21 protein-coding genes and 1 pseudogene are annotated in these 26,010 nt (G+C 52.2%); 3 read left to right on the top strand and 19 right to left on the bottom strand.

Annotation, left to right across the window (positions count from 1 at the left end):
- Positions 1–5: 5 nt before the first annotated feature.
- The 15 genes and pseudogenes from cpsG to wza all read right to left on the bottom strand — a co-directional run bounded on the left by cpsG (position 6) and on the right by wza (position 15,701).
- A pseudogene (cpsG, locus tag FTE26_RS13880) lies at positions 6–1,366 on the bottom strand (colanic acid biosynthesis phosphomannomutase CpsG).
- A 101-nt stretch (positions 1,367–1,467) separates the two neighbouring features.
- On the bottom strand, positions 1,468–2,904 hold the full coding sequence (gene cpsB / locus FTE26_RS13875; protein WP_001538019.1) for a mannose-1-phosphate guanyltransferase: 1,437 nt from the start codon (positions 2,902–2,904) through the stop codon (positions 1,468–1,470).
- A gap of 2 nt (positions 2,905–2,906) precedes the next feature.
- A complete protein-coding gene (gene wcaI / locus FTE26_RS13870) occupies positions 2,907–4,130 on the bottom strand; it encodes a colanic acid biosynthesis fucosyltransferase WcaI (protein ID WP_000699724.1) in 1,224 nt (407 codons plus the stop codon).
- Entirely contained in the window at positions 4,127–4,606 is a 480-nt protein-coding gene (gene gmm / locus FTE26_RS13865) for a GDP-mannose mannosyl hydrolase (RefSeq protein WP_000479836.1), read from the bottom strand. The genes wcaI and gmm overlap by 4 nt, the downstream gene beginning before the upstream one ends.
- Positions 4,607–4,608: 2 nt before the next feature.
- The gene (gene fcl / locus FTE26_RS13860; RefSeq protein ID WP_000043606.1) at positions 4,609–5,574 is read right to left on the bottom strand and encodes a GDP-L-fucose synthase; all 966 of its coding nucleotides are present in this window, start codon (positions 5,572–5,574) and stop codon (positions 4,609–4,611) included.
- Between the two features lie 2 nt (positions 5,575–5,576).
- Positions 5,577–6,698, bottom strand: a complete 1,122-nt coding sequence (gmd, locus tag FTE26_RS13855) for a GDP-mannose 4,6-dehydratase (protein WP_000048190.1) — start codon at positions 6,696–6,698, stop codon at positions 5,577–5,579.
- Positions 6,699–6,724: 26 nt separating this feature from the next.
- Entirely contained in the window at positions 6,725–7,273 is a 549-nt protein-coding gene (wcaF, locus tag FTE26_RS13850) for a colanic acid biosynthesis acetyltransferase WcaF (RefSeq protein ID WP_001153563.1), read from the bottom strand.
- 15 nt (positions 7,274–7,288) lie between these two features.
- Positions 7,289–8,035 carry a colanic acid biosynthesis glycosyltransferase WcaE gene (gene wcaE, locus FTE26_RS13845; protein ID WP_077717714.1) on the bottom strand — a complete coding sequence of 249 codons (747 nt, stop codon included), beginning with the start codon at positions 8,033–8,035 and terminating at the stop codon, positions 7,289–7,291.
- 80 nt (positions 8,036–8,115) lie between these two features.
- Positions 8,116–9,336 carry a colanic acid polymerase WcaD gene (gene wcaD, locus FTE26_RS13840; RefSeq protein ID WP_000107799.1) on the bottom strand — a complete coding sequence of 407 codons (1,221 nt, stop codon included), beginning with the start codon at positions 9,334–9,336 and terminating at the stop codon, positions 8,116–8,118.
- The gene (gene wcaC / locus FTE26_RS13835) at positions 9,311–10,528 is read right to left on the bottom strand and encodes a colanic acid biosynthesis glycosyltransferase WcaC (protein ID WP_001023894.1); all 1,218 of its coding nucleotides are present in this window, start codon (positions 10,526–10,528) and stop codon (positions 9,311–9,313) included. The genes wcaD and wcaC overlap by 26 nt, the downstream gene beginning before the upstream one ends.
- Positions 10,525–11,013, bottom strand: a complete 489-nt coding sequence (gene wcaB / locus FTE26_RS13830) for a colanic acid biosynthesis acetyltransferase WcaB (RefSeq protein WP_000888740.1) — start codon at positions 11,011–11,013, stop codon at positions 10,525–10,527. The genes wcaC and wcaB overlap by 4 nt, the downstream gene beginning before the upstream one ends.
- Before the next feature lie 2 nt (positions 11,014–11,015).
- Positions 11,016–11,855: a colanic acid biosynthesis glycosyltransferase WcaA gene (gene wcaA, locus FTE26_RS13825; protein WP_000654503.1), complete on the bottom strand. Its 840-nt coding sequence runs from the start codon at positions 11,853–11,855 to the stop codon at positions 11,016–11,018.
- Positions 11,856–11,947: 92 nt separating this feature from the next.
- A complete protein-coding gene (gene wzc / locus FTE26_RS13820) occupies positions 11,948–14,110 on the bottom strand; it encodes a tyrosine-protein kinase Wzc (protein WP_000137188.1) in 2,163 nt (720 codons plus the stop codon).
- 2 nt (positions 14,111–14,112) lie between these two features.
- Positions 14,113–14,556, bottom strand: coding sequence for a low molecular weight protein-tyrosine-phosphatase Wzb (wzb, locus tag FTE26_RS13815; protein WP_000482901.1), 444 nt, complete (start codon positions 14,554–14,556; stop codon positions 14,113–14,115).
- 5 nt (positions 14,557–14,561) lie between these two features.
- Complete coding sequence (gene wza / locus FTE26_RS13810; RefSeq protein WP_000978094.1) at positions 14,562–15,701, bottom strand: polysaccharide export protein Wza; 1,140 nt, start codon at positions 15,699–15,701, stop codon at positions 14,562–14,564.
- 308 nt (positions 15,702–16,009) lie between these two features.
- Here wza and FTE26_RS13805 point away from each other — a divergent pair, with 308 nt between their 5' ends.
- Together FTE26_RS13805 and FTE26_RS13800 are read left to right on the top strand one after the other, a co-directional pair.
- Positions 16,010–16,159 (top strand): hypothetical protein, encoded by a 150-nt coding sequence (locus tag FTE26_RS13805; RefSeq protein WP_162829787.1) that lies wholly within the window; start codon positions 16,010–16,012, stop codon positions 16,157–16,159.
- Between the two features lie 200 nt (positions 16,160–16,359).
- On the top strand, positions 16,360–17,943 hold the full coding sequence (locus FTE26_RS13800; RefSeq protein WP_000454701.1) for a TerC family protein: 1,584 nt from the start codon (positions 16,360–16,362) through the stop codon (positions 17,941–17,943).
- A 273-nt stretch (positions 17,944–18,216) separates the two neighbouring features.
- Here FTE26_RS13800 and asmA read toward each other — a convergent pair whose 3' ends face one another.
- The 3 genes from asmA to udk all read right to left on the bottom strand — a co-directional run bounded on the left by asmA (position 18,217) and on the right by udk (position 21,406).
- Complete coding sequence (gene asmA / locus FTE26_RS13795; protein WP_001400589.1) at positions 18,217–20,070, bottom strand: outer membrane assembly protein AsmA; 1,854 nt, start codon at positions 20,068–20,070, stop codon at positions 18,217–18,219.
- Positions 20,071–20,091: 21 nt separating this feature from the next.
- Positions 20,092–20,673 carry a dCTP deaminase gene (gene dcd / locus FTE26_RS13790; protein WP_001234767.1) on the bottom strand — a complete coding sequence of 194 codons (582 nt, stop codon included), beginning with the start codon at positions 20,671–20,673 and terminating at the stop codon, positions 20,092–20,094.
- A 91-nt stretch (positions 20,674–20,764) separates the two neighbouring features.
- A complete protein-coding gene (gene udk, locus FTE26_RS13785; protein WP_001369718.1) occupies positions 20,765–21,406 on the bottom strand; it encodes a uridine kinase in 642 nt (213 codons plus the stop codon).
- Positions 21,407–21,723: 317 nt separating this feature from the next.
- On the opposite strand from udk, the gene FTE26_RS13780 reads away from it, so the two are divergent.
- Positions 21,724–25,041 (top strand): diguanylate cyclase, encoded by a 3,318-nt coding sequence (locus FTE26_RS13780; RefSeq protein WP_021566433.1) that lies wholly within the window; start codon positions 21,724–21,726, stop codon positions 25,039–25,041.
- Between the two features lie 108 nt (positions 25,042–25,149).
- Here FTE26_RS13780 and alkA read toward each other — a convergent pair whose 3' ends face one another.
- On the bottom strand, positions 25,150–25,998 hold the full coding sequence (gene alkA / locus FTE26_RS13775) for a DNA-3-methyladenine glycosylase 2 (RefSeq protein WP_000288376.1): 849 nt from the start codon (positions 25,996–25,998) through the stop codon (positions 25,150–25,152).
- Between the last annotated feature and the right edge of the window lie 12 nt (positions 25,999–26,010).

Genomic DNA, 26,010 nt, shown 5'->3' with positions numbered 1-26,010 from the left:
CGACATTACTCGTTCAGCAACGTCAGCAGAGTTCGCGTTCGCGCTTCCATCAGCGGCACATCACCGCGCGATTCCACATTCAACCGCACCACCGGTTCGGTGTTGGAGGAGCGCAGGTTAAAGCGCCAGTCGGCAAAGGTCATGCTGATGCCATCGGTGCGATCCACCGCCAGCGCCTCACGGCTAAAATGCTGTTCCACGCGGTTAATCGCCTCAACGGGTTGCGCCAGTTTGCTGTTGATCTCACCGCTTGCCGGAAACGCCGCCATCCGGTCGCGCACCAGTTCGCCCAGCGTTTTTCCTTTCAGGCACACCAGTTCGGCGACCAGCAGCCACGGGATCATGCCGCTGTCGCAGTAAGCGAAATCACGGAAGTAATGGTGGGCGCTCATTTCGCCACCGTAGATAGCGTCTTCCTTGCGCATACGTTCTTTAATAAAGGCGTGTCCGGTTTTCGACATTACCGGGGTGCCGCCTGCGGCAGTCACCACATCAACGGTGTTCCAGGAGAGACGTGGATCGTGGATGATCTTCGCGCCGGGATTTTTTTCGAGGAATGCTTCTGCCAGCAGGCCGACAATGTAGTAGCCCTCACTTTTTCGTCAAACAGGAAACAGCGGTCAAAATCGCCATCAAAGGCAATGCCCATATCCGCGCCGTGTTTGATGACCGCATTACGGGTGTCGTCGCGGCATTCCGGCAGCAACGGGTTAGGAATACCGTTGGGGAAATTGCCGTCCGGCGTGTTATGCACTTTGATTAACTCCACCGGTGCGCCGAGGGCTTTAAAACGGGCTTCGATGGCGTCCACCACCGGACCCGCTGCGCCGTTCCCGGAGTTGATCACCAGCTTGAGCGGCGTAAGGTTTTTGACATTGATATAACCGAACAGGTGATCAACGTATGCATCACGCAGGTTGATTTGCTGATAGCGACCGCGTTTGGTTTCATCAACGGGAGGAAAGTCGTTGGCTTCTGCCAGACGCTGGACGTCGCGCAGTCCGGTATCACCGCTGATCGGGCGAGCCCCTTCGCGCACCAGCTTCATGCCGTTGTAATCCATCGGGTTATGGCTGGCGGTAACTTCGATGCCGCCATCCACGCCGAGATGGAACGTGGCGAAATAGATCTCTTCGGTGCCGGACATGCCAATATCCAGCACATCGACGCCCGCATCCTGTAAACCTTTCGCCAGCGCCAGTTTTAAGGTTTCGCTGGTGAGGCGGACATCACCGCCTAACACAATGGTTTTCGGTTTGAGAAATTCGCCATAGGCGCGACCAATGCGCCAGGCAATATCTTCATTCAGTTCTTCGCCTAATTTCCCGCGAATATCATAGGCTTTAAAGCAGGTTAATTTTTTCATGTCGTTACCCTTTTTCAGGCAATAGTTGGCCCTGACCGAAACGGCCAATTTTGTTTTTGTCGTTATTTACCGAAGAATTAATCCGGTTGATTATGCAACTGCTACACCCGTCCGTAGCGATCCGCGAAGCGCACCACATCATCCTCTTCGAGATAAGAGCCGGAGCGTACTTCAATTAAATCGAGCGGAATTTTCCCCGGGTTTTCCAGGCAATGCGTCGCCCCCAGCGGAATATAAATGGACTCGTTTTCACCAAGCAGCTTGATATCACCGTCGATGGTGACTTTTGCCGTTCCTGCGACCACTACCCAGTGTTCCGCGCGGTGATGATGCATCTGTACCGACAAACCTTCGCCCGGTTTCACGGTGATGCGTTTCACCTGGTAGCGATCGCCCGCGTCGATAGAGTCATATTTGCCCCACGGGCGATACACTTCGCGATGCACCCGATGCTCATGGCGACCATCGGCTTTGATCTGCTCGACCACTTTTTTCACATCCTGAACCGCGTTACGGTCGGCAATCAGCACCGCATCTTTGGTCTGCACTACCACCAAATCTTTCACCCCGACGGTGGTGACCAGGCCAGATTCGGCATACACATAGCTGTTTTCGGTTTTGTGATTAATCACATCACCGTGGCAAACGTTGCCCTCGGCGGTGTGGGCGCTGATCTCCCATAAAGAGGACCAGGAGCCGACATCGCTCCAGCCTGCATCCATCGGCACCACAACGGCATCTGCCGTTCGTTCCATGACCGCGTAATCCACCGACTCTTCCGGGCAGGCCAGAAACGCTTCTTCATCCACACGAATAAAATCGAGATCCGGATCGACGGCGCTCATCGCTTTTTCACAGGCGTCGAGAATATCCGGGCGATATTTTTTCAGTTCTTCGAGATAGCATCCGGCGCGGAACAGGAACATGCCGCTGTTCCAGTAATATTCGCCGCTTGCTACATAGGCCTGGGCGGTTTCCAGATTCGGTTTTTCGACAAACTGCGCCACTTCAAAGGCCACCGTATCCTGCTCACCCGCAGACACTTCACCGCGACGAATATAGCCATATCCGGTTTCAGGTAGATCCGGCACAATGCCGAAGGTCACCAGCTTGCCCGCTTCGGCATATGGCATGGCATTACGCACGGCGGCACGGAACGCGTCTTCATCGGCAATCACATGATCCGCCGCCAAGACCAGCATTAACGGGTCGCTCTCCGGGCTATGACGTTTTGCCGCCAGCGCCGCCAGCGCAATGGCAGGTGCAGTGTTACGCCCTGCCGGTTCGAGAATAATGTTCTCGGTGAGTTTGTTCAGTTGACACAGCTGTTCCGCGACAATAAAGCGGTGCTGCTCATTGCAAATCACCACCGGGCTTTCGCACTCCACGCCGTTCAGGCGGCAGATGGTGGTTTGCAGCATGGTGAGATCGCCTTTCAGGCATAAAAACTGCTTGGGGTAAAGTACGCGGGAAAGCGGCCATAAGCGGCTACCGGAGCCACCTGCCATCACAACTGGATAGAGTTTCGACTGCGCCATAATTATCCCCGAATATCATTTATAAATTGACGTAACACGTTCTCTTTATCGAGCGTGCGTTCGGCATATTCACGTGCCACCGTGTTGTGTTTGGGCAGCAGGAGCGCCTGACGGATCCCCGCCACCAGCGCCTCGACCGATTCCGGTTCTACGCAAACCGCAATGCCCGGAAAGGTTTCGCAAAGCTGTCCCAGTTCTGTGTGGGCTTCAGCAGTAATCACCGCGTTACCGCCTACCGCCAGAATATTGGTCAGTTTCGACGGTAATACGGCATCTGCCGCGCCGCGTTTTTGCACTACCAGATGGCAATCGCCCATCTTCAGCAGTGCGGGTAAAGCGTCATACGATTGCAGCGGAAAAAATTGCATGATGTGCAGACCACGCTGTTGCGCCATTTTTTCCAGCCGAGCTTTGCCGCCGCCCTGCCCGACAATGGCAAAAATCAGCGGTTCATCACGCAGGCGATCGGCAGCTTCAATAACGTTTTCCAGCCCCTGCTTTTCACCAATATTGCCGGAGTAAAGAATGATTTTTTTGTTATCCGGCAGGCCAAGCTGGTTACGAAGGGCATCAACATCGGCGTCTGCGACATGCTGAAAACGGGCAATTTCTGACCAGTTGGGGAAGAAGATGACGTTTTCTGCCGCCACGCCTTTTTCGATGGCTTTATTCATCATCGAACGCGAAATCGTGGAGACGTTATCGACGTTATGCAGTCCGCTACGTTCGAACGCCGTCGCCAACTGTGCCACTTTGCCGCCTTTGCCTTTTCCGGCAAGGCCCAGCCCCAGCATGGCGTCCACTTCGTAATCCTGAATATGCAGCACGGTACGCGCACCAGAGAGTTTCGCCAGCAGGCGCATTCCCGGCGTGCAAAACAGCGTTGGCACTACGCCAATAATGCGATCCGGCTTCCAGCGACGTTGCGCCATCAACGGGAAAAAACTGCTGACGGCAAAACTGCCGAGATGTAACAGGCGTTTCAGGGTGCTCGGCTGTTTTGGCACGTACAGCGGGCAGCGCCACACCGTGGCGGCCCCCTCTTCTCGTTTGTACCGCCAGGCGGAATAGTTCTCGCCCACCTGCCATTGCGGGTAGTAAGGCGGTGCGGTAATAACCCGCACCTCATGACCTTGTGCCGCCAGCCATTCCACCATCTCGCCGGTGTACTTGCCGATGCCGGTTAACTCCGGCGAGTAGTTAATGCCGTAGACCAGTATTTTCATAATCCGGGTACTCCGGCACGCTTCTCAGCGAGAAAATAGGCGCGGCTGTTAGCGTGAACATTGTCACTGGCGAGCAACGCGTCCGGCGTCAGCCAGCGGTAATCGTCATGCTGCTCATCCGGCAGTAACAGTTCTTCTTCCGCTACTCTGAAGCGAAAACCGAGCACCACATAGTGAGTGGTGAAATCCGTGCCAGAGAAGTTATCGTCATAAAAGTGCTGCCAGACACCGTAAAACTGGCCTGCTGTTATCGGCAGACGCAGCCCCAGTTCCGCCATCGTCAGCCGCTCAAATGCGGCTTCCAGCGTTTCGTCTTTCTGCACGCGCCCTCCCGGCACAAACCAGTAACCCTGCGCCGGGCGGTTGGTTCTTTTGCCAAGCAGAAACTCGCCGCGACTGTTCTCGACAATAAAGTCGAGAGAGACAAGCGGAGTGGAGCGCACTACCGTGGCAAAGTCTTCCTGACGTAAAAACATCATTACCCCCGAAAGCGGTCTTGATTCTCAAGGAACCACTGGTAAGTGCTGGCAAGCCCCGCTTCCAGTGAGATTTCGTGATACCAGCCAAGCTGATGCAGGCGCGTCACATCCAGCAGTTTGCGCGGCGTACCATCCGGTTTACTGGCATCAAAAACCACCCGACCTTTGTAACCCACCACTTTGGCGATGGTTTGCGCCAGCTCGCGGATAGTGCAGTCAACGCCCGTGCCGACGTTAATGTGCGACAGCATCGGTTGGGTGTTCTCCAGCCAGACTTCGTGCGCCAGCTCCATCACATGAATGCTCGCCGCCGCCATATCATCGACGTGCAGAAATTCGCGCATCGGTGTACCGCTGCCCCACACCACCACGTCCGGTGCATTCTGTGCCGTCGCCTCGTGGAAGCGACGCAGCAATGCAGGGATCACATGCGAATTACTCGGGTGGAAGTTGTCATGCGGGCCATACAGGTTGGTCGGCATGACCGAGCGGTAATCGCGTCCATACTGGCGGTTGTAAGATTCGCACAGTTTGATCCCGGCGATTTTGGCAATAGCATAAGGCTCGTTAGTCGGCTCCAGCGTACCCTGCAATAACTCGCTTTCTGCCATCGGCTGTTTTGCCAGTTTCGGGTAGATACAGGACGATCCGAGAAACAGCAGTTTGTTCACGTCGTTCTGATGCGCGGCGTGAATGATGTTGCTCTCAATCATCATGTTCTGATAGATGAAATCCGCCGGATACGTGTTGTTGGCAACAATGCCGCCCACTTTCGCCGCCGCCAGATAGACCTGGTCAATACGTTCGCTGGCAAAGAAATCATGCACGGCGCGGCTGTCCAGCAGGTTCAGTTCATCGCGGGTGCGTAATACCAGCTCTACATCACCGCGCTGTTCGAGCTGCCGCCTGATGGCGGAACCGACCATCCCGCGATGGCCAGCAATAAAAATGCGTTGTTTACTCATGCTTATGACTCCAGCGCGATCGCCACGTCGTAGCCGTGAGATTTCAGCAGAGAGTGTTTTTTCGCCGCTTCGAGGTCATTAGCCACCATTTCAGACACCATCTCTCTGAGGGTGATTTCCGGTTTCCAGCCCAGTTTTTCGTGCGCTTTGGTCGGGTCGCCGAGCAGTGTTTCTACTTCAGCAGGACGGAAGTAGCGCGGGTCAACGGCGATAATCACATCACCCGGTTTAACGCCTGGTGCATCATGCCCGGTGACGGAAACCACAATGCCCTTCTCTTCAACGCCCGTGCCTTCAAAGCGCAGTTTGATGCCCAGCTGTGCCGCCGCCATTTCCACGAACTGACGCACGGAGTACTGAACGCCGGTGGCAATAACGAAATCTTCCGGTTGTTCCTGTTGCAGCATCATCCACTGCATTTTTACGTAGTCTTTGGCGTGGCCCCAGTCACGCAGGGAATCCATATTGCCGAGATACAGGCACGACTCCAGCCCCTGGGCGATATTGGCGATTGCGCGGGTGATTTTGCGGGTAACGAAGGTTTCGCCACGGCGCGGGGATTCATGGTTGAAGAGAATACCGTTGCAGGCGTACATGCCGTAGGATTCGCGGTAGTTAACGGTGATCCAGTAGGCGTACAGTTTGGCGACCGCATACGGAGATCGCGGGTAGAACGGCGTGGTTTCTTTCTGCGGAATTTCCTGCACCAGACCGTACAGTTCAGAGGTGGAAGCCTGATAGAAACGGGTTTTCTTTTCCAGACCGAGGAAGCGGATCGCCTCGAGCAGGCGCAGCGTACCCATCGCATCAACGTCAGCGGTATATTCCGGTGACTCAAAAGAAACCGCAACGTGGCTCATTGCCCCCAGGTTGTACACTTCATCCGGCTGTACTTCACGCAAAATGCGCGTCAGGTTGGAGGTATCACTCAGATCGCCATAATGCAGATGGAATTTCGGGTTGCAGGTGTGCGGATCCTGATAAATGTGATCCACGCGCTCGGTGTTGAATGACGATGCACGACGCTTAATACCATGCACCTCGTAACCTTTTTCCAGCAGAAACTCTGCCAGGTAAGAACCGTCTTGTCCGGTTACACCGGTGATGAGAGCGACTTTTGACATGTCTTATTCCTCTGTATTTTTTGAATTTATTCAGTTTCAACGCGTTCGCGTATCACCACTGCGGGATTCCCCCGGCAAACCACATTTGCCGGAAGCGATTTAAAAACACTGCTTCGCGCACCCACGACGGTGCCGTTGCCGATCGTGACGCCAGGGGCAACAAAGACATCGGTTGCCAGCCAGCATTTCTCGCCAATCACAATAGGCGTGGCGTTAATGGTGAAATGTTGACTTGCATGGTCGTGGCTACCGGTGCATAAATAACTTTTTTGCGATATCACCGAATGTGCGCCAATGGTTATTTCACCGAGGGTATATAAATTGACCTCATCGCCGACCCACGCGTAATCACCTAAGGTTAATTTCCACGGATAGGTAATTTTTACTGACGGACGAATCACTACGTTTTTTCCTATTTTTGCGCCGAATAAACGTAATAAAAATGCCCGCCAGCGATACAATACTTGTGGCGACCAGGCAAATATTGTTGCCTGTACTGCCCACCACAATTGCACTTTAATAGCGTTGCCACCCCGGAACCCTTTCGGCACCGAGAATCCACTTAAATCCTGCATCGTTTTCCCTTATATTCAGCTTTTGTTATATAAGGCTTTCGTCTTTGAGGTCGTACGTTGGCGTAAATGCCAGGATAATTCAGCCCAAAAGCCAGGCACGTGCAATATCTGCCGTTGGACTTTTTTGGCGTCAGCACACAATTCCATATTATTGGTGGTTGATACCCCACCCATAGAAAATTCAGACACCAGGCCATTGAGTTTTTTAAATGCATAACCAGCTTTATACATTTTGGCCGCCAGCGCGTAGTCGGACGAAACTTTATATTCCAGGTCATAACGCCATTTCTTCAAGCCGGACACCGGGAAAAATATCGCCTGATGACTGGCGGGCAGGCTGTGGTAAATATACCAGCCCGGTTTGGCGCTACGTTTAATTTTATGCCCGTCGCCAAAATCCAGCAGCGCATCGCCGGTGATCATCACGTTATCTTTTTGCACTTTTAACTTACGGACAAAATATGCGGCATCCTGATGAAAAATATCGCCCGAGTTGAGAAACAACGCGAACTTGCCTTGTGCCATCGCAATGCCCTTGTTCATGGCGTCGTAGATACCGTTATCTGGCTCGCTGACAAAGCGTAGGTTATAGATACCATTGAGATTTTCCAGGTACTCACGGGTGCCGTCATTGGAACCGCCATCGACAACAATCCATTCGAAGCTGATATCGTCCGCCTGCGCCAGATGCGCCAGCGAGGCGTGTGTTTTGACTATCCCTTCGAGGTTACGAAACGCGACAGTGATTATGCTAAGCAACATGTTTTACCTCGTAATACCCGTCATACTTCAAGCGGCATGTGCGTTGGTTTTCCTCGCTCACCAACTTCCTGCAACTCGAATTATTTAGGGTGTATATTTAACGCTTTTCGCAAAATAAACGGACAGACGATTAAAAATGCATATTCCGGGCTAAATATCGAACCGGTAAAAAACAGCGATACCGGAGTAAAAAGATATAATTGCACGCGAAAATTGCGGTTATCACCAAAAGCGTTGATCATCATTTTTATCACTTTCCCCATGTACCACAGTGATAAAAACACCGCGAACCAGGAAAAATAAATAATCAGCAGATACAAACCATTGTCTATGGTTTTTCCGACATCCGCACCGTTAAATATTCCGAATGATGCGACATATTCATAAAGTGAGCCAAATCTGACTACACCGTCAATATGGGTCAAAGAATAACCGACCATCACCAGCGGACCGACAATACGATAATATGATGACGATCCTTCTGTACCTAAATCGCCCAGACGGGTGGAAATATAAGGAAACGCGATTACCACACCAACCAGGAATACAGCCAGAGAAATCAATGCTAACGGTAACTTTTTCTTAATCGCCTCTTTATTCAGATATTGAAATGCCCACTCCAGCAAATAAAACAGGATAAAGGTCATAACCCCTGAAAACGATCCGGATAATATTATCCCTGCGAGAATCATAGCATCGGTTTTAGGCGTTTTGATACCAAACTGTTTGATGCTGAGCCAAATTGAGATTAACGCCAGAGCGAAAAATGCCGGTTCGAAATAAAGTGCTGTCGTGCGCTTGCCGCCGAATTTGATGAAATTCAGCACATAGCTGTTGCTGTAAATCAGATATTTCGAAATCGACTCCATAATACTGCTGCCACCGGTGAGGATAATTTGCGCCATCTCCATCGCCGCCAGCGCCACCACCAGCCCGACCACCAGATAAAAGAAACGTAAAATCTTGCGATGGTTGTGTGGCGAAATCGTTTTAAAGCGAATACTCCACACCATGCCAATAATGATCACAATATAGACAAACAGCATGGTTGAAGTGACGTATTTACTGGCATCCAACGACTGACCAAACAGGTAGTTAAACGCCGTGAGTCCCGCGCCAATCCCTAAGGCAATCATCAATTTTTTAACGCTGATGCGTTCTAAAAACAGCAGTAACAAAACAGGTAAAAAAGTGACGATGGTGATGGGGAAACTTTCGCCAAGCTGGGCGATTTTGACGTTAACCAGCAGGTAAATCAGCGGCAGCAGCAGGTAGCTACAGATTCTGATAGAAGTTGACATACTCCTCCAGCATCTGTTGTCCACTGTAGGCCGCGCGGCTGCGTTGGCTGAACTCAGCCAGCGTGGTACCAAATATCGCCTGCGCGATTTCCGGTTTGCTTAACTGCACCAGTTGCAGCACGTCTTCTTCGCTGACGGTTTTACCGCCGGATTTTTGCAACACTTCACGTGCCGCGTCGCTATGGGTGGCAATCACCGGCACGCCAATTGATAACGCCTCACACAAAATCAGTGGGTAGTTATCGACGCGAGAACTGAATACCAGCGCATCCATCTGATTGAGCGCGCTCATCAACTTGCGCTTGTCAGTTTCAAAGCCGTGATTAACCACGTTGCCAGCGGTGAACGGCGAGAACTTACCAAAGGTATGCAGTTCGATTTTGTCGCCCAGCGCCATCATCTCACGCACCAGTTGCTGGTTAGTCTTGCCGTCGTAACGCAGGTCATGCGCCACCACCGCGATTTTCGGCTTGCCCTGGGTTTCGCGCACCGGAGGCAAGTCCGCCAGAATCGCTTCGGTTGCCATATCAATACCATTATTGATGATCCGGCAACGCCCTGGACCGTACAGACTATTGAAAGCATCAGCCACATGCTGGCTGGGGGAAATAAACTGACAACCCAGCGCCAGCATCTCACGGAATAACTGGCGTTTGCCCGCCACCAGCTGGTGTGCGCGATCAATCTTCACCGGCGGATAGTTATTTAAGGTCGGGCATTTCTCGCAGCCCGTTTTCCAGCCTTCACAACCGTCAGTAAAGGCGCAGCGCCCGGTTACACTCCAGTGGTCGTGCAGCGTCCAGACCAGAGTGACGTCCGGTTTATGGTTTTTCACTTTTTCGCAAAAGCGCACCACGCTCTTAAGATTTAGCCAGTAGCTATGCAGCACATGGAAATGCAGGACCACCGGCCCCGGGGTGCGGGTAATGGTGCGATATAACTCATTGAAATTGCCGAACAGATCGCGATTAAACAGACGAAACAGGGCAATATTCGCCATTGCGGTCATCCGCGGCGTATGTTTGATTACCTGCGGATAGTTCTGATGGCTGACGCTCTCTTTGCCGCCTTTGCCGTAGCCGTAGACAAAATGTGACGCCAGCCCCTGTTGCAGCGCACGCTGGTGGAGATCTAACGCCACACCTGCCGCCCCACCTTCCGCCAGTCGCACATTAAATTGCAGAATATTCATTTAATTACCTTCACTCGCGCTTTTTCTCCCACCACCAGCGCGTTGTCCGGGACAGAGTCGAGCACCACGCTGCCCGCGCCCACGGTGACGTTGTTACCAAGCGTGATATCACCAAGAATAATGACGTTGGCACCGAGTTCGACGCCGTTGCCAATGTGCGGACATGCCATGTTATCGGCCCCCCGATTGCCGATAGTGACGCCGTGGCGAATGGTGAAATCATCCCCCGCTACCACGTTTTTATTGATCACTACGGCGTAACCGTGATGGATAGTAAAGCGGCGGCCAATGGTCGCGGCAGCCTGGATTTCATAACCGAAAAAGCATTCGGTGATAATGCGATACAGCACCAGCAGCGGGGCCGCCCACAGATTGTTGAGAACGTTCTTTTTGCGCCACACCGAACAAAAATGAGCGACGCGATAGGCAAGAACCATGCAGCACGGGCGTAAACTCCAGCTGTTGGCGCGTAGATCTTCCAGCATCTTTAGCGCCCCCGAATACCATCAGCCAGACGTTTGCCGTTACGCACCGACAGCAGCGTCAGCAAAGTGCGCCAGGTCATACGTTTATTGCGGATCTGGTAGAGGGTAAACAGCTGATATTTTTTACTGGCACGGTCGAATTTGTCTTTGTGCTTGCGGTAAAAGTGGAAGTATCCGGAGAATTTTTTCGGTGACGAGGTGATCTGCATTTCACCGTGATTGATATGCAGGATCTGCGTCGCTTCTTCCACTTTCCACGGTTCGCCATACTCCACCACCATCCGCAGGAAGATGTCGTAATCCTGTGCCGCTTTCAGTTCGGTATCGAACAAACATTCTTTGAAACGCCACGCCCAGGTAAAGACCTGATTGCCAATGATATTGCGTTTATAGAACAGGCGGCGTGAATACGGCGATTTGGGATACAGCGGCAAACTTGCTGGTTGGGAATAGACTTCGCCCTGGCAAACGTAGTCGTTAGCGTACAAAAAGGCGTGAGTGACCAGTTGCTGTTTATGGGCGAGGAAGACGCTCAGGCGGTTGGGCGTCCATTCATCATCATCATCGATCCCGGTGATGTATTCCCCTTGCGCCAGCATAATCGCCTGGTTACGCACCGCGCACGCCCCGCTGTTAATGTCGTTGTGGATGTAAGTGATACGCGGATCGTTGAGGGCAGTGACGTACTGTTGCAGTTGTTCCCAGGAGGTGGAACAATCATCCACGATGATCATCTCCCAGTTGCTGTAGTCCTGGCGCAGAACCGATTTTATCGCCCGAATCGCCAGTTGTTGGCGGTTCCAGGTTGGCATATAGATTGAGATCAGCGGATTGTCTTTCATAGGTTGTTCTCCCGGCTTATGAGCTGGTTTGCTTGCCGGATGCGGCGTGAGCGCCTTATCCGGCCTACGGGGCGGTGCGAATGCAGGCGTCGTTATTTCGCATCCGACTTATATTCGTATTCGTAATAGCCATAATCCTGATACGCGCTGGCGCGGCGGAAGATGGAGTTCAGAATCACCCCTTTCACCGGAATACCATTTTGCTCAAAGCGGCTCAGACTGGTTTCCACTTCTTTCAATGTGTTGACCGCATAACGCGCCACCATTAACGTGGTTCCGACATGACGACCAACAATTGCCGCATCGGTCACTGCCAGAATCGGCGGCGTATCAATCAACACCAGGTCGTAGTTTTTACTCGCCCAGTTCACCAGTTCGGCAAAGCGTTCGCTCATCAACAGTTCAGAAGGATTTGGCGGCACCTGACCGCGCGGGATCAGGTCAAATTTGGCAATAGAGGTCGGTTTAGCAGCGGTAGTAATATCGCCCTGACCAATCAGAATTTCCGACAGGCCATTAACGTTATTAGTGCCCAGCAGCTCGTGGGTGTAGCCTTTGCGCATATCGCAGTCGATCAACAACACCCGTTTATTGGTCTGGCTGATCACCGCCGCCAGGTTGGCGCAGACAAAGGTTTTACCGATTGACGGGCTAACCCCGGTCATCATCAACACATTGTTCTGTGCCTGCATCATCGCGAAGTGCAAACTGGTACGCAGACTGCGGATGGCTTCAATCGCCAGATCGGTTGGATTCCCCACCGCCAGTAGCTGGCTCTGTTTATAGCGTTTAATCCCTTTGATGGTTTTGACGCTATCGCGCGCTTTCTGCCATTCCGACAACGGGATGCTGGCATAGACGCTGATACCGTGTTCTTCCAGCACCTGCGGGCTTTCGATGCCGCGATTAAACAACGAGCGCAGCAGCACACCCACGATAGAGAGCATCAGGCCAAGAATAATCGCCCCAAGGATAATCAGCCCTTTCTTCGGTTTCAGTACACCTGGCTGGGTGATTGCCGGGTCAACAATGCGCACATCGCCGACGGTGCTGGCTTCGGTGATTTTCAGCTCCTGCTCTTTATTCAGCAGTTGCATATAGACCTGCTGACCAGACTCGACATCGCGGGTCAGACGGACAATTTCCTGCTGGGTTTTCGGCATCGCCGTTACGCGACCATTAAGTTTGGCTTTTTCGTCTTCCAGCGCCTGACGTTTCTCCAGCAGCGTGCGGTACGCGGGGTGAACTTTGGTGTACAGCTTGGAGATTTCCGCCTCTTTAAAGGTCAGTTCGTTCAACTGCGCGTCGATGTTCACCATCGAATCGAGCACCGCTTTCGCTTCCAGCGGCAGATCAACAGAATCTTTATCCTGACGGAAGGCATTCAGTTTGTTTTCGGCAACATCGAGGCGGCTACGTACTTCCGGTAACTGTTGCGCGAGGAAAGCGAGGCTTTTCGACGCTTCCGCCGATTTGCGCTCAATATTTTGTTCCTGATAGTTACGGGCGATGCTGTTAAGAATGTCGCGGATCTGTTCGCGATCTTCACCGGTATAAGTCAGGCTCAGTACGCCTGCGTCTTTGCCGTTCTCCGTTACCGTCAGGCTGTTTTGCAGTTGGTTGATCATCCCCAGCGTGGAGTATTTGGTGACGGTAAACTCACTGCCCGGGCTGGCGTGAATGGCTTCAACCATCAGCGTGACGCCTTCTTTTTTCAGTATCTGGCCCGCTTGCCCACGGGCGCTAAAGCCGCCATCGCTGCTCAGGGTGTAGTTTTTATCGTCCAGCACATTAAGCGTAAACACCTGATCCGCCATCTCTTTCGGGCGGTTAAAGGTGGTCACTTTCACCGTTTCGTTCTGACGTCCCATCAGGCGATCCCAGCCCGCACCGAAAATCGGGAACGTGTTTTTGCTCACCGCAATATCGAGGTCGAGATCGTCCACCGTTTTACCAAGCACCAGGCGCGAACGAATCAACTGGATCTCGGCGTCCGATGCAGGCGGTTTGTTGGCTAACGCCGATCCGATATCCTGCACTAACGAATTGCCGCTGTTTTGCTCGATTTGTACCAGTGCGTCGGCACTATAAATCGGCGTGGCGAAGAAGGTGTAAACCACGGCACAGACGGCAAATACGGCGGTGATGCCAATCACCCACCAGCGCGCTTCAATGACGGTGCCGACCAGGCGACCAATATCGATTTCATCACTGCCCGTTACCGGAGCGGCATGTTGTTTTACTTTTTCTGTCATTCTTATACCTGCTCTGCGTTCAATGCCTGCGCCCACTGGCGGGCAGACCGTTCAAGTAATGTGTACACCGCTGCAAACGTTTCCCGGCTTTTGCGATACGGATCGGGGATTTCACATTCGTTATCCCAGTGACCAAACAGCATCACTTTGCCGCGCATCTCAGGTGCCATCTCGCATAAGCGTTCGATATGGCGCTTTTCCATGGTCAAAATCAGGTCATAGTTGCGACACAGACGGCGGCTGATTTGCCGTGCACAGTGACCTTCCAGAGACAGTTGATGTTCTGCGGCGACGCTGATAGCGGTAGGATCAGCGCCCTTACCGACCAGCGCGCCGAGTCCAGCGGACTCCACTTTCAGCTCCGGGTGATAACGTTGCAGTAAGCGTTCCGCCGTCGGGGAACGGCAAATATTGCCGACACAGACAACTAAGATGTTGTTAAACATGACGATTACCAGTTATGAATGTCGCTGGCTGTATCCGTCATGTAACGGACACCGCTAATAGTTGGCAGCAACTGATTGATCAGACGGTTCCAGCGGGAAACCGGGGCGGTGGTGACATACACCACGTCATAAGGTTGCAGGCGGAATTCTGTCGCCATCACCAGCGACGTCGCATCGGACATATCCAGCTGGTAGATATTGGCAATCTTGCCGTTACGCCCGCCCTCGCCTTTCAACGGACGAATGACAAAGATGCCGCTGGCGTTGGAGGTGGTCATGTCGATGCCTTCGGCATTGCCCAGGGCTTCAGTCAGGGTCATGCCGCTAAAGTCCATTTTCAGGGTGCTCTGTTTCTTCACTTCACCCATCACAAATACTTTCAGATCATCATTACGCGGCACGTAGAGAATATCGCCGGGATAAAGCAGTCGGTTCTGATTGAGGTCGCCGTTTTGCATCAGCGCCTGCAAAGAAATGCGTTCTTCACGACCATTGTGTGTTAGCACCACGTTGCGCCAGTCAGCGGTGTCGGTCAGGCCACCTGCGGCGTTGATGGCGTCGAGAATGGTCAGTGGTACGTTGGTGATCGCCTGTTGACCGGATTTATTCACCTGACCTGAGATATAGGCCTTTTGTGAGCGGAAGGCGGCGATATTAACGTCCACCTGCGGGTCAGCGATGTACGTCGCTAAGCGCCCGGTAATATCACTGCGGATTTCAGCGAGCGTTTTCCCGACTACGTGAACCTTGCCGATATACGGGTAAAACATAGTGCCGTCAGGCTGTACCCAGTTGCCGGTGTCGCTGGAGCTGCGGTACTGACCGGCTGGCGTGGTGAGTTCCGGGTGATCCCAGACGGTGACATTAAGAACGTCCCCCGGCCCGACGCGATACTGGTAATTCGCGATCTCACTTTCCAGCGTCATATTGGGGCGCGCTACATTCGGGCGTGGGCGTAATTGGTCAATCAGGCGCGGGGTCAGCGGATAAACATTCACCATTTTGTCGAGATCGAAATCAGCGTCCTGCTGTTTGATGACGTCTTTGCCCATCGTCGACATATTGCTGCCCGGAAGTACTGTGCAACCGCTTATCAAGGTTACTGACACCAATAATGGCATCAATTTCATTTTGGATTTCATCATTGTTTATTTATCACTTTGGCAGAGTAATTATCCTGTGCACTATTAATAGCAATGTCGCCATGCACATTTACCTTGCAGTTAATTGAATAAAAATTTAACTGGCATCAGTCCTAAAAAAATTGATTTCATCCGCAGGCTATTGACAGAATAATTCAGACTGGTCTTTCAGGCATCCAGACACGCTACCGCCCCTGGCTTTTTAGCTACCAATACACTGATTTAGCTTAATTTTTCAAACCCTCTCTGCATACAATCGTTGATGAGAAAGGGTTATTGCGGAAATTAACTTCCGAATATAAGGTGACATTATGGTAATTGAATATTGGCTCTCCAATAATGCAGGAGGAAGTGTTACAGCTAACGGAATAGCAGGCAAGGTAACAATTCGGCAATTGGTTATTTTTAAGAATTATATTAAGTGTCATTCAATATGGTTTTTAGGAGTTTCTTTAGGTTGACAATATTTAATATTGCGTCTCCACATGCGATATTTCTTAAATAATGTTTTATTATTACCACTTTTAATTCAGGGATAATGTGATGTTATTACCCTCAAATAATATGAGATAAATAGTGCTGCAACATTGCATTTTTGCCCCGATTTATCCATGATCGAATTGTGACATTTGTCATACAACGAATAGGTTTTGTACTTACTATGGAATGGATTGCCGATCCGTCTATCTGGGCCGGGTTAATCACGCTGATTGTGATCGAACTGGTCCTCGGCATTGATAACCTGGTCTTTATTGCCATCCTCGCCGAAAAACTACCGCCGAAGCAGCGCGACCGCGCACGGGTTACCGGGCTGCTGCTGGCGATGTTAATGCGCCTGTTACTGCTGGCGTCAATCTCCTGGCTGGTCACCCTGACGCAACCGCTGTTCAGCTTCCGCTCGTTTACCTTTAGCGCCCGCGACTTAATCATGCTGTTTGGTGGTTTCTTCCTGTTGTTCAAAGCCACGATGGAGCTGAACGAACGGCTGGAAGGGAAAGACAGCAATAATCCCACACAACGCAAAGGTGCGAAGTTCTGGGGGGTGGTGACACAAATTGTGGTACTGGACGCCATCTTCTCACTCGACTCGGTGATTACCGCCGTCGGGATGGTCGACCATTTACTGGTCATGATGGCCGCCGTGGTTATCGCTATCAGCCTGATGTTGATGGCCAGCAAGCCGTTAACCCAGTTCGTTAATAGCCACCCGACCATCGTTATTCTCTGCTTAAGCTTCCTGTTGATGATTGGCTTTAGCCTGGTGGCAGAAGGTTTCGGCTTCGTCATTCCGAAAGGCTACCTGTACGCTGCCATTGGTTTCTCGGTGATGATCGAGGCACTCAATCAGTTGGCTATCTTTAACCGGCGACGTTTTCTTTCCGCTAATCAGACGCTACGCCAGCGGACTACCGAAGCGGTAATGCGCCTGCTTAGCGGGCAAAAAGAAGATGCGGAACTGGACGCCGAAACCGCGTCCATGCTGGTGGATCATGGAAACCAGCAGATCTTTAATCCGCAGGAACGGCGGATGATTGAGCGGGTACTTAATCTTAACCAGCGTACCGTCAGCAGCATTATGACGTCGCGCCACGATATTGAGCATATCGATCTCAACGCGCCGGAAGAAGAAATCCGCCAGTTGCTGGAGCGAAATCAGCATACGCGGCTGGTGGTTACCGACGGTGATGACGCAGAAGATTTGCTCGGTGTTGTTCACGTTATCGACCTGCTACAACAGTCTCTGCGCGGCGAACCGCTCAACCTGCGGGTGTTGATTCGCCAGCCGCTGGTGTTCCCGGAAACCTTGCCGTTGTTACCTGCCCTGGAGCAGTTCCGTAATGCCCGCACGCACTTTGCTTTTGTGGTGGATGAGTTTGGCTCGGTGGAAGGGATTGTGACATTAAGTGACGTCACTGAAACCATTGCCGGTAACTTACCGAACGAAGTGGAAGAGATCGACGCCCGCCATGATATTCAGAAGAATGCGGACGGTTCCTGGACGGCGAATGGTCATATGCCGCTGGAAGATCTGGTGCAATATGTGCCGCTGCCGCTGGATGAAAAACGTGAATATCACACCATTGCCGGGCTGTTGATGGAGTATTTGCAGCGTATTCCAAAACCTGGCGAAGAAGTTCAGGTGGGGGATTATTTGCTTAAAACGTTGCAGGTAGAAAGCCATCGCGTGCAGAAGGTGCAGATTATACCGCTGCGTAAGGATGGCGAGATGGAGTACGAGGTGTGATGGTATCGGTCATTTTACCCGATAGCCGAAAGGAATAAGATGAGGGAACCGCGCCAGCGGCGATTTACCGCCGGGAGCCCGGGTTGCCAGGGTGGTGGAGATTGAGCCACCCTGGCACGTTCACCGGCTTGAGCGTTCCATAGTAGTGAGGAACATCAAGTGAACGGAACAGCCTTCGATCTTACATATTCAGAATATAATGGTGCCGCCGCGAACGCCTGATGCGACGCTTTACGCGTCTTATCAGGCCTACAGGACTGGTCACCTGGTAACCTACATCTTCTCCAGCAACTTCTTCACATCTTTGCCATTGCGGGAATCTTTATTCCGCTCGGCCCAGTCATTCAGGCGACGTTTCGCTTCGTCCTGTAGATGTTTGCGCAGTAACTGATCCACTTGCAGGCTGTAATTGAGTTGCTGCCAGTTGCCATAAACCCGCAGCGGTACTGGCGTTTCTTTCAGGAAATCAATCAGTTTACTTTCCCCGTTCCAGCCACCCACGACCCGAATATCAAACTGGGTGTCGCAGGTTTGATCTGCCAGATTCAACGTACCAGCCCCGGAAAGCGCCAGCATGGGCGACTCGCCCTGCATGTCATCAAGTGTCACAACACCATTGTCGAGCGTCAAATCGGTAGAGAAGTGATCAAGCCGGGTCACGTTATCAAAGTTTTCAGCGGCCTTCACATCACCGCCATTACGCTCTACCGCTTGCTGAATCATCTGCTGGAAGTTCATCCCTTCCATACGTGTGTCGGTCATCTCAACATGCGCCTGCCCTTGCCAGTTACGGCGAAATGCTTCGGCATCTATGTCAGCACCAGAGAAATCCCCCGCCAGTGACATTTTACCGGTCAGCGAAATGGGGTAGTTAAAGGCATTCAGAATGGAACCAATCTCGACATTTTCCAGCCGTGGATGGAAAACTATACGCGGGTGAGAGGCTGTGGCATCCAGCGTACCAGGTAACGACACAACACCCTGGTTAAGTTTGCCCTGCAACTGGATAATCTCCAGCAAACCCGACTTGTTGGTCATTTGCGTAGCAACATCTGTAAAATTCATTCCGCGCCAGCGCACGTTACTGGCCTGCAACAAAATATCAGCCGTAAAGCCTTGCAGTCCCTGATAGGCCGGTTCATCAATACGCGAAGAAATAACCGGGCGCGGCAACGTTGATTGGCTCTGCCCCTGCTGCGCGGCACCGTTTTCACCATTCGCGGTTTCATTAAGCGGGATGAGGTTGTCAAGATTCAGTTGCGGGAATTGCAGTCTCAGCTGCCATTCAGGTTTCTCTGTCAGCGTGACCTGTGCTTGCCCGCTCAGCGTGCTGTCATTGGCGGTCAAGCTGATTTGGTTAAATGAAAGGCGTTTATGTGACTCCTGCCACTGGGCCTGGAAACTCCCCTGCCCCTGAATACCTTGTTTTGGTAAATCGGCACCCTGCAACTGCCAGTTAATTTGTTCAATAGCCGCCGTTAAATCATGCGGATAATCAGAAGCATCCACCGTACCGTTAAGGGATATTGTGAGATTGCGCTGATCGCGATTAACCCGCCCGGAGAACTCAAATGAGCCACGATGTTGGGGATCTTGTTCCATTTGCAGGCGGATATTGCGGATTGTCACCTGCTCGTCATCTTCATGCTGGAACACCAGCACGCTGTCCGCCACCTTAAGACTGGATATATCAAACGACCATCCGCGATCGTCTGACAGATCCGGCAAGGTATTGTCGCGCGGTGCAACCGGAGCGTCTTCACTGCGCACCGCTTCCGTCTGCGGCGTCAGTTGGATCACTGCCCCTTTTAGCATCACCTGCTTAACGCTCAGTTGATGACTCAGTAGTGGTAAAAGCGCCACGTCCAGACGCATGTTGTCGGCGCGAACCAGTGGCTGGCTTGCGCCCTGGGCGGTGAGAGACATTCGCCCGGAGAGGATACTAAGCTGCGGCCAGACGTGCCAACGCAGTGGCCCGTCGAGCTGCAATTGATAACCGCTACGTGCAGCAACTTGCTTGACCATATAGTCGCGGAAATCATTCGGATTCACCAGCAACACTAACGCAGATAACCCGGCCACCAGCACGACCAGGAGTATCATCAGCGTCGTCAGAAATCGTCTCATGGTATCCTCAATGGGCCTGAATTAGTCTTTATCGATTCGGCTGGCTACCGCGCCCTGCTGGTTGCGATATTTCGCATCTTCACGGCGGTTGTAAGGTCGCGCCGCCGGGCCGGAAAGCGGCTCAAAGCTCAGCGCACCAATTAACATGCCCGGACGCAGCGCCAGCGGCAGCTTACCGGAGTTGTAGAACTCCAGCACAATGCAGCCAGACCAGCCCGGATCGATGCGGTGCGCGGTGACGTGCACCATAAGCCCCAGACGCGCCAAAGAGGAACGCCCGTCCAGCCAGCCCACCAGATCGGCTGGCAGCGTCACCGACTCCAGCGTCACCGCCAGCGCCAGCTCTCCTGGGTGAAGATAGAACGCCTCGCCCTCGTCGAGAACGATCTCATCGCTCATCACGCGGTCAAGCGCGGCGCTCACTTCATCTTTGGGACCGCTCAGATCGATAAACGCTGCCGTGTGACCACGGAAGGTACGAAATTTATTGCCCAGGCGTACATCCACCGTCGCGCCGTTAATACGCTCCACTGGCGGACGTGGGTTGATCGACAAACGGCCTTCATCAAGCCAGGCTTCAATATCTCGGTCACACAGACGCATGGCATTTTCTCCTTTCGCGCATCACTCCCTTAACGCCAATTACGTCAAGGGCATACCAGGTTATCACTGAACGGTACACAATTTATCAAGCTTATTCAAAGAACTGACTTATTTTCGCTTTCAATATATCGATCGCAATGCGGTTTTTCCCGCCGCGCGGCACGATAATGTCCGCATATTGTTTAGAAGGCTCAATGAATTGCAGGAACATCGGGCGCACGGTTTTTTGATATTGCGCCATCACGGAATCCATTGAACGCCCACGCTCGTTAACGTCACGCTTGATGCGGCGCATCAGGCAGATATCCAGCGGGGTATCAACGAAAATGGAGAAGTTAAGTTCGTCACGCAAACGCGCATCCGTCAGCAACAAAATGCCTTCGAGAATGATGACTTTCTTCGGCTCAACCGTCACCGTTTCTTTCATACGCGTATGTTCAACATAGCTGTAAACCGGCAGGTCAATTGCCGAGCCGCGTTTCAACGCTTGTAAATGCTCAAGCAACAGGCTGTGATCCATCGCGCTAGGATGGTCGTAGTTGGTCTTAATGCGTTCTTCCATCGACAGATGGCTTTGATCTTTGTAATAGCAGTCTTCGGGAATTACGCCGATGTGTTCATCACCGACTTGCTCACGTAATTCACGATAAAGGGTACTGGCAATAAGACTCTTGCCGGAAGCCGATGCGCCAGCGATACCGATAATGACGCACTGATGAGACTGATCAGTCATATATTTAGCGACCTGATTAACCTGGATGTTAGGAAGGGGGCGACGAAGCGCCAAACGCGGCAATTATAGGGATTTCATCCGCCTGATACCAGTCGAATAGCGTTGCCGCGCGCTCAGAGTTAATTGTTGACGAAGAATTCCCGGTGGCAAATTACGTTGATCAGTTTTATACAAGGTAAAAAATGTTATACGCAGTTGCGCAAATTATCCGCCTTTACGTCACTTTATGAGCAATTCGCATATAAAATGTAAAACTTTTGTACTAGCATAAACACAGAAACGAATACTGGCGACCTGGTCTTGCGGATAAAGCGGTAATGAGCAAACAATCACAGCATGTATTAATTGCCCTGCCCCACCCGCTGCTTCACCTGGTCAGTTTAGGTTTAGTCTCGTTTATCTTTACCCTTTTCTCGCTTGAGCTTTCGCAGTTTGGCACCCAACTCGCCCCACTGTGGTTCCCGACGTCCATCATGATGGTGGCGTTTTATCGCCATGCCGGGCGCATGTGGCTGGGAATTGCGCTGAGCTGTTCGCTGGGAAATATCGCCGCATCCATCCTGCTTTTTTCCACCAGCTCGCTGAACATGACCTGGACGACCATCAATATTGTTGAAGCCGTGGTCGGGGCAGTGCTGCTACGTAAATTGCTGCCGTGGTATAACCCCTTGCAAAATCTGGCTGACTGGCTGCGTCTGGCACTCGGCAGCGCCATTGTTCCGCCTCTGTTGGGGGGTGTTCTGGTTGTCCTGCTGACGCCCGGAGACGATCCTCTCAGGGCATTTTTGATATGGGTACTGTCAGAATCCATCGGCGCTCTGGCACTGGTGCCGCTGGGATTGTTATTTAAGCCACACTATCTGCTGCGCCATCGCAACCCACGGTTACTTTTTGAGTCACTGCTCACGTTAGCCATCACGCTGACGTTAAGCTGGCTTTCTATGTTGTACCTGCCGTGGCCTTTTACTTTCATTATTGTGCTGTTGATGTGGAGCGCCGTGCGCCTGCCACGAATGGAAGCCTTTTTGATCTTCCTTACCACGGTGATGATGGTGTCGCTGATGATGGCCGCGGATCCCTCCCTGCTTGCTACGCCGCGTACATACCTGATGAGCCATATGCCGTGGCTACCGTTTTTGCTGATCCTGCTGCCCGCCAACATCATGACGATGGTGATGTATGCCTTTCGTGCGGAACGCAAACACATTTCCGAAAGCGAAACCCGTTTTCGGAACGCCATGGAATATTCCGCTATCGGTATGGCGTTAGTGGGCACCGAGGGACAATGGCTGCAAACCAACAAAGCGCTCTGCCAGTTTCTCGGGTACAGTCAGGAAGAGCTGCGCGGACTCACCTTTCAGCAACTGACCTGGCCGGAGGATCTCAATAAAGATCTCCAACAGGTTGAAAAGCTGATAAGCGGTGAAATAAACACCTATTCAATGGAAAAACGCTACTACAACCGCAATGGCGATGTTGTCTGGGCGTTGCTTGCCGTCTCACTGGTGCGCCACACGGATGGCACGCCGCTCTATTTTATCGCTCAGATTGAAGACATTAACGAGCTAAAACGCACCGAACAGGTGAATCAGCAACTGATGGAGCGCATCACGCTGGCTAACGAAGCGGGCGGGATTGGTATCTGGGAGTGGGAGCTGAAGCCGAATATTTTTAGCTGGGATAAGCGGATGTTCGAGCTGTATGAAATTCCTCCGCATATCAAACCGAACTGGCAGGTGTGGTACGAGTGCGTGCTGCCGGAAGATCGCCAGCATGCCGAAAAAGTGATTCGTGATTCGTTGCAATCACGCTCGCCCTTTAAGCTGGAATTTCGCATTACCGTAAAAGACGGTATTCGCCATATCCGCGCCCTCGCCAACCGGGTACTGAATAAAGAAGGCGAAGTCGAACGCCTGCTCGGCATTAATATGGATATGACCGAGGTTAAACAGCTTAACGAGGCATTGTTTCAGGAAAAAGAGCGCCTGCACATTACGCTTGATTCCATCGGTGAAGCCGTGGTCTGTATTGATATGGCGATGAAAATTACCTTTATGAATCCAGTGGCGGAGAAGATGAGCGGCTGGACGCAGGAAGAAGCGTTAGGTGTTCCGCTCCTGACGGTGTTGCATATTACTTTTGGCGACAACGGACCATTAATGGAGAACATTTACAGTGCCGACACCTCACGTTCCGCGATTGAACAAGATGTGGTGTTGCACTGTCGGAGCGGCGGCAGCTACGACGTGCATTACAGTATTACGCCGTTAAGTACTCTGGACGGCAGCAATATTGGTTCGGTTCTGGTGATTCAGGACGTCACCGAATCACGCAAAATGCTGCGCCAGCTGAGCTACAGCGCCTCCCATGATGCACTGACGCATCTCGCCAACCGCGCCAGTTTTGAGAAACAACTGCGTATCCTGCTGCAAACGGTAAACAGTACACATCAGCGACATGCCCTGGTGTTTATCGATCTTGATCGCTTTAAAGCGGTGAATGACAGCGCCGGGCATGCGGCGGGTGACGCTTTACTGCGCGAACTGGCGTCGTTGATGCTGAGTATGCTGCGCTCCAGCGACGTGCTGGCGCGACTCGGTGGTGATGAATTTGGTCTACTGTTGCCAGACTGTAATATCGAAAGTGCGCGTTTTATCGCTACACGCATTATCAGTGCCGTGAATGATTATCACTTTATATGGGAAGGACGTGTACATCGGGTAGGTGCCAGTGCCGGGATTACCTTGATTGATGACAACAATCATCAGGCGGCTGAAGTGATGTCGCAGGCTGATATCGCCTGTTATGCCTCCAAAAATGGTGGCCGGGGCCGGGTGACGATTTACGAACCGCAGCAAGCTGCCGCACATAGCGAGCGGGCAGCGATGTCGCTTGATGAACAGTGGCGGATGATTAAAGAGAATCAGTTGATGATGATCGCCCACGGTGTCGCTTCGCCACGGATCCCGGAAGCACGTAATTTGTGGCTGATTTCACTTAAGCTCTGGAATTGCGAAGGCGAGATTATTGATGAACAAACATTTCGTCGTAGCTTCAGCGATCCGGCACTTAGCCATGCTCTTGACCGACGGGTATTCCACGATTTTTTCCAGCAGGCCGCCAAAGCGGTTGCCAGTAAAGGCATAAGCATCGCCCTCCCTCTTTCCGTTGCCGGTTTGAGTAGCGCCACGCTGGTGAATGATCTGCTTGAGCAGCTGGAAAATAGCCCTCTACCACCACGGTTATTACATCTGATTATTCCGGCTGAAGCGATTTTAGATCACGCAGAAAGCGTGCAAAAACTGCGGCTGGCGGGATGTCGGATAGTGCTCAGCCAGGTGGGCCGCGATCTGCAAATCTTCAACTCGCTGAAAGCGAATATGGCAGATTACCTGCTACTTGATGGTGAGTTATGCGCCAACGTGCAGGGTAATTTGATGGATGAGATGCTGATTACGATTATTCAGGGGCACGCTCAGCGACTCGGGATGAAAACCATCGCCGGGCCAGTCGTTTTACCCTTAGTGATGGATACGCTTTCTGGCATCGGCGTCGATCTGATTTATGGTGATGTGATTGCCGATGCCCAACCGCTGGATTTGCTGGTGAATAGTAGTTATTTCGCGATTAACTGAGGCGTGCTTCCCCATCGCCTGATGCGACGCTAACGCGTCTTATCATGCCTACAAATCGCTCATTCTCCAGGCCGGATAAGGCGCTCGCACCGCATCCGGCGACCAACGTCATGCTTCGTCTGGTTGCCAGCCTTCCGTATACCAGATATGCAACAGCGCATAAGAACGCCAGGGCTTCCAGCGTTCGGCATAAAGGCGGATTTGTGCCGGTGTCATCCCCGGAAATCGCTGTTTAATCAGATAATCATCCGGCAGAAAAACATCTTTCGCCTGCCAGCCGCGCAAGGCGAAATAATTCGCCGTCCAGCGCCCGATACCCGGAAAAGTTTGCAGCGTTTTCATCGCCTGCTCCACATCGCCCGGTATTGTCATTGGTAAGGTGCCCTCCAGCGCCGCATTTGCCAGATGAATCAGCGCCTCTGCCCGTTTCAACGGCATACCTAACGCTTTTAATGCCTGCGGGTCGGCTGCTGCCAGCCGCTGAGGCGTCGGGAAGCAGATATACTCCGGAAAATCATCCAGCCGTTCGCCATAAAGCTGTACCACTTTGGCAGTCAATTTTGCCGCCATCGCCACGCTCACCAGTTGGCCTAAAATCGCCCGCACACCCTGCTCAAAAGCATCAACACAGCCGGGTAAACGCAATCCGGGCCGCGCCGCGCCTAACTTGCCCAACGCACCGTTAACAATCTGCGGGTTACATTGCAGATCAAGCAGGCGGCTCATTTTCGCCAGACACTCAGCGGCAACAGGTTCTAAACCTGCACTTAAATTTATGTGCAGAGTATGACGGGCCATATCCGGAATAGCAGTCACCACGCCGCGATATTCGCCCACCGCCAGACTACGGGCATAATAATCGTCAGCGACCGTTTCCACACCACTCACTGCACGGGCGGCGAGAAATCCCAACATCCACGACCAGTCATACGGCGGCTGCCAGTTCAGGGTATACATCGCATCTCCTTA

It is taken from the genome of Escherichia sp. S10b, assembly GCF_028421345.1.
In the GTDB taxonomy this organism is placed as follows: Bacteria; Pseudomonadota; Gammaproteobacteria; order Enterobacterales; family Enterobacteriaceae; genus ECMA0423.
The sequence above is the reverse complement of the archived record's forward strand: the minus strand, read 5'-3'. Positions and strand labels throughout refer to the sequence as shown.

Excerpts from the sequence above, each read along its gene's own strand:
- wcaE (WP_077717714.1), bottom strand. The coding sequence starts at position 8,035 with ATGTTGCTTAGCATAATCACTGTCGCGTTTCGTAACCTCGAAGGGATA.
- FTE26_RS13805 (WP_162829787.1), top strand. The coding sequence starts at position 16,010 with ATGGTAATTGAATATTGGCTCTCCAATAATGCAGGAGGAAGTGTTACA.
- wcaA (WP_000654503.1), bottom strand. The coding sequence starts at position 11,855 with ATGAAAGACAATCCGCTGATCTCAATCTATATGCCAACCTGGAACCGC.
- dcd (WP_001234767.1), bottom strand. The coding sequence starts at position 20,673 with ATGCGTCTGTGTGACCGAGATATTGAAGCCTGGCTTGATGAAGGCCGT.
- alkA (WP_000288376.1), bottom strand. The coding sequence starts at position 25,998 with ATGTATACCCTGAACTGGCAGCCGCCGTATGACTGGTCGTGGATGTTG.
- wcaB (WP_000888740.1), bottom strand. The coding sequence starts at position 11,013 with ATGCTGGAAGATCTACGCGCCAACAGCTGGAGTTTACGCCCGTGCTGC.
- asmA (WP_001400589.1), bottom strand. The coding sequence starts at position 20,070 with ATGAGACGATTTCTGACGACGCTGATGATACTCCTGGTCGTGCTGGTG.
- FTE26_RS13780 (WP_021566433.1), top strand. The coding sequence starts at position 21,724 with ATGAGCAAACAATCACAGCATGTATTAATTGCCCTGCCCCACCCGCTG.
- fcl (WP_000043606.1), bottom strand. The coding sequence starts at position 5,574 with ATGAGTAAACAACGCATTTTTATTGCTGGCCATCGCGGGATGGTCGGT.
- wcaI (WP_000699724.1), bottom strand. The coding sequence starts at position 4,130 with ATGAAAATACTGGTCTACGGCATTAACTACTCGCCGGAGTTAACCGGC.
- wcaF (WP_001153563.1), bottom strand. The coding sequence starts at position 7,273 with ATGCAGGATTTAAGTGGATTCTCGGTGCCGAAAGGGTTCCGGGGTGGC.
- udk (WP_001369718.1), bottom strand. The coding sequence starts at position 21,406 with ATGACTGATCAGTCTCATCAGTGCGTCATTATCGGTATCGCTGGCGCA.
- wcaC (WP_001023894.1), bottom strand. The coding sequence starts at position 10,528 with ATGAATATTCTGCAATTTAATGTGCGACTGGCGGAAGGTGGGGCGGCA.
- wza (WP_000978094.1), bottom strand. The coding sequence starts at position 15,701 with ATGATGAAATCCAAAATGAAATTGATGCCATTATTGGTGTCAGTAACC.
- wcaD (WP_000107799.1), bottom strand. The coding sequence starts at position 9,336 with ATGTCAACTTCTATCAGAATCTGTAGCTACCTGCTGCTGCCGCTGATT.
- gmm (WP_000479836.1), bottom strand. The coding sequence starts at position 4,606 with ATGTTTTTACGTCAGGAAGACTTTGCCACGGTAGTGCGCTCCACTCCG.
- gmd (WP_000048190.1), bottom strand. The coding sequence starts at position 6,698 with ATGTCAAAAGTCGCTCTCATCACCGGTGTAACCGGACAAGACGGTTCT.
- wzb (WP_000482901.1), bottom strand. The coding sequence starts at position 14,556 with ATGTTTAACAACATCTTAGTTGTCTGTGTCGGCAATATTTGCCGTTCC.
- wzc (WP_000137188.1), bottom strand. The coding sequence starts at position 14,110 with ATGACAGAAAAAGTAAAACAACATGCCGCTCCGGTAACGGGCAGTGAT.
- FTE26_RS13800 (WP_000454701.1), top strand. The coding sequence starts at position 16,360 with ATGGAATGGATTGCCGATCCGTCTATCTGGGCCGGGTTAATCACGCTG.
- cpsB (WP_001538019.1), bottom strand. The coding sequence starts at position 2,904 with ATGGCGCAGTCGAAACTCTATCCAGTTGTGATGGCAGGTGGCTCCGGT.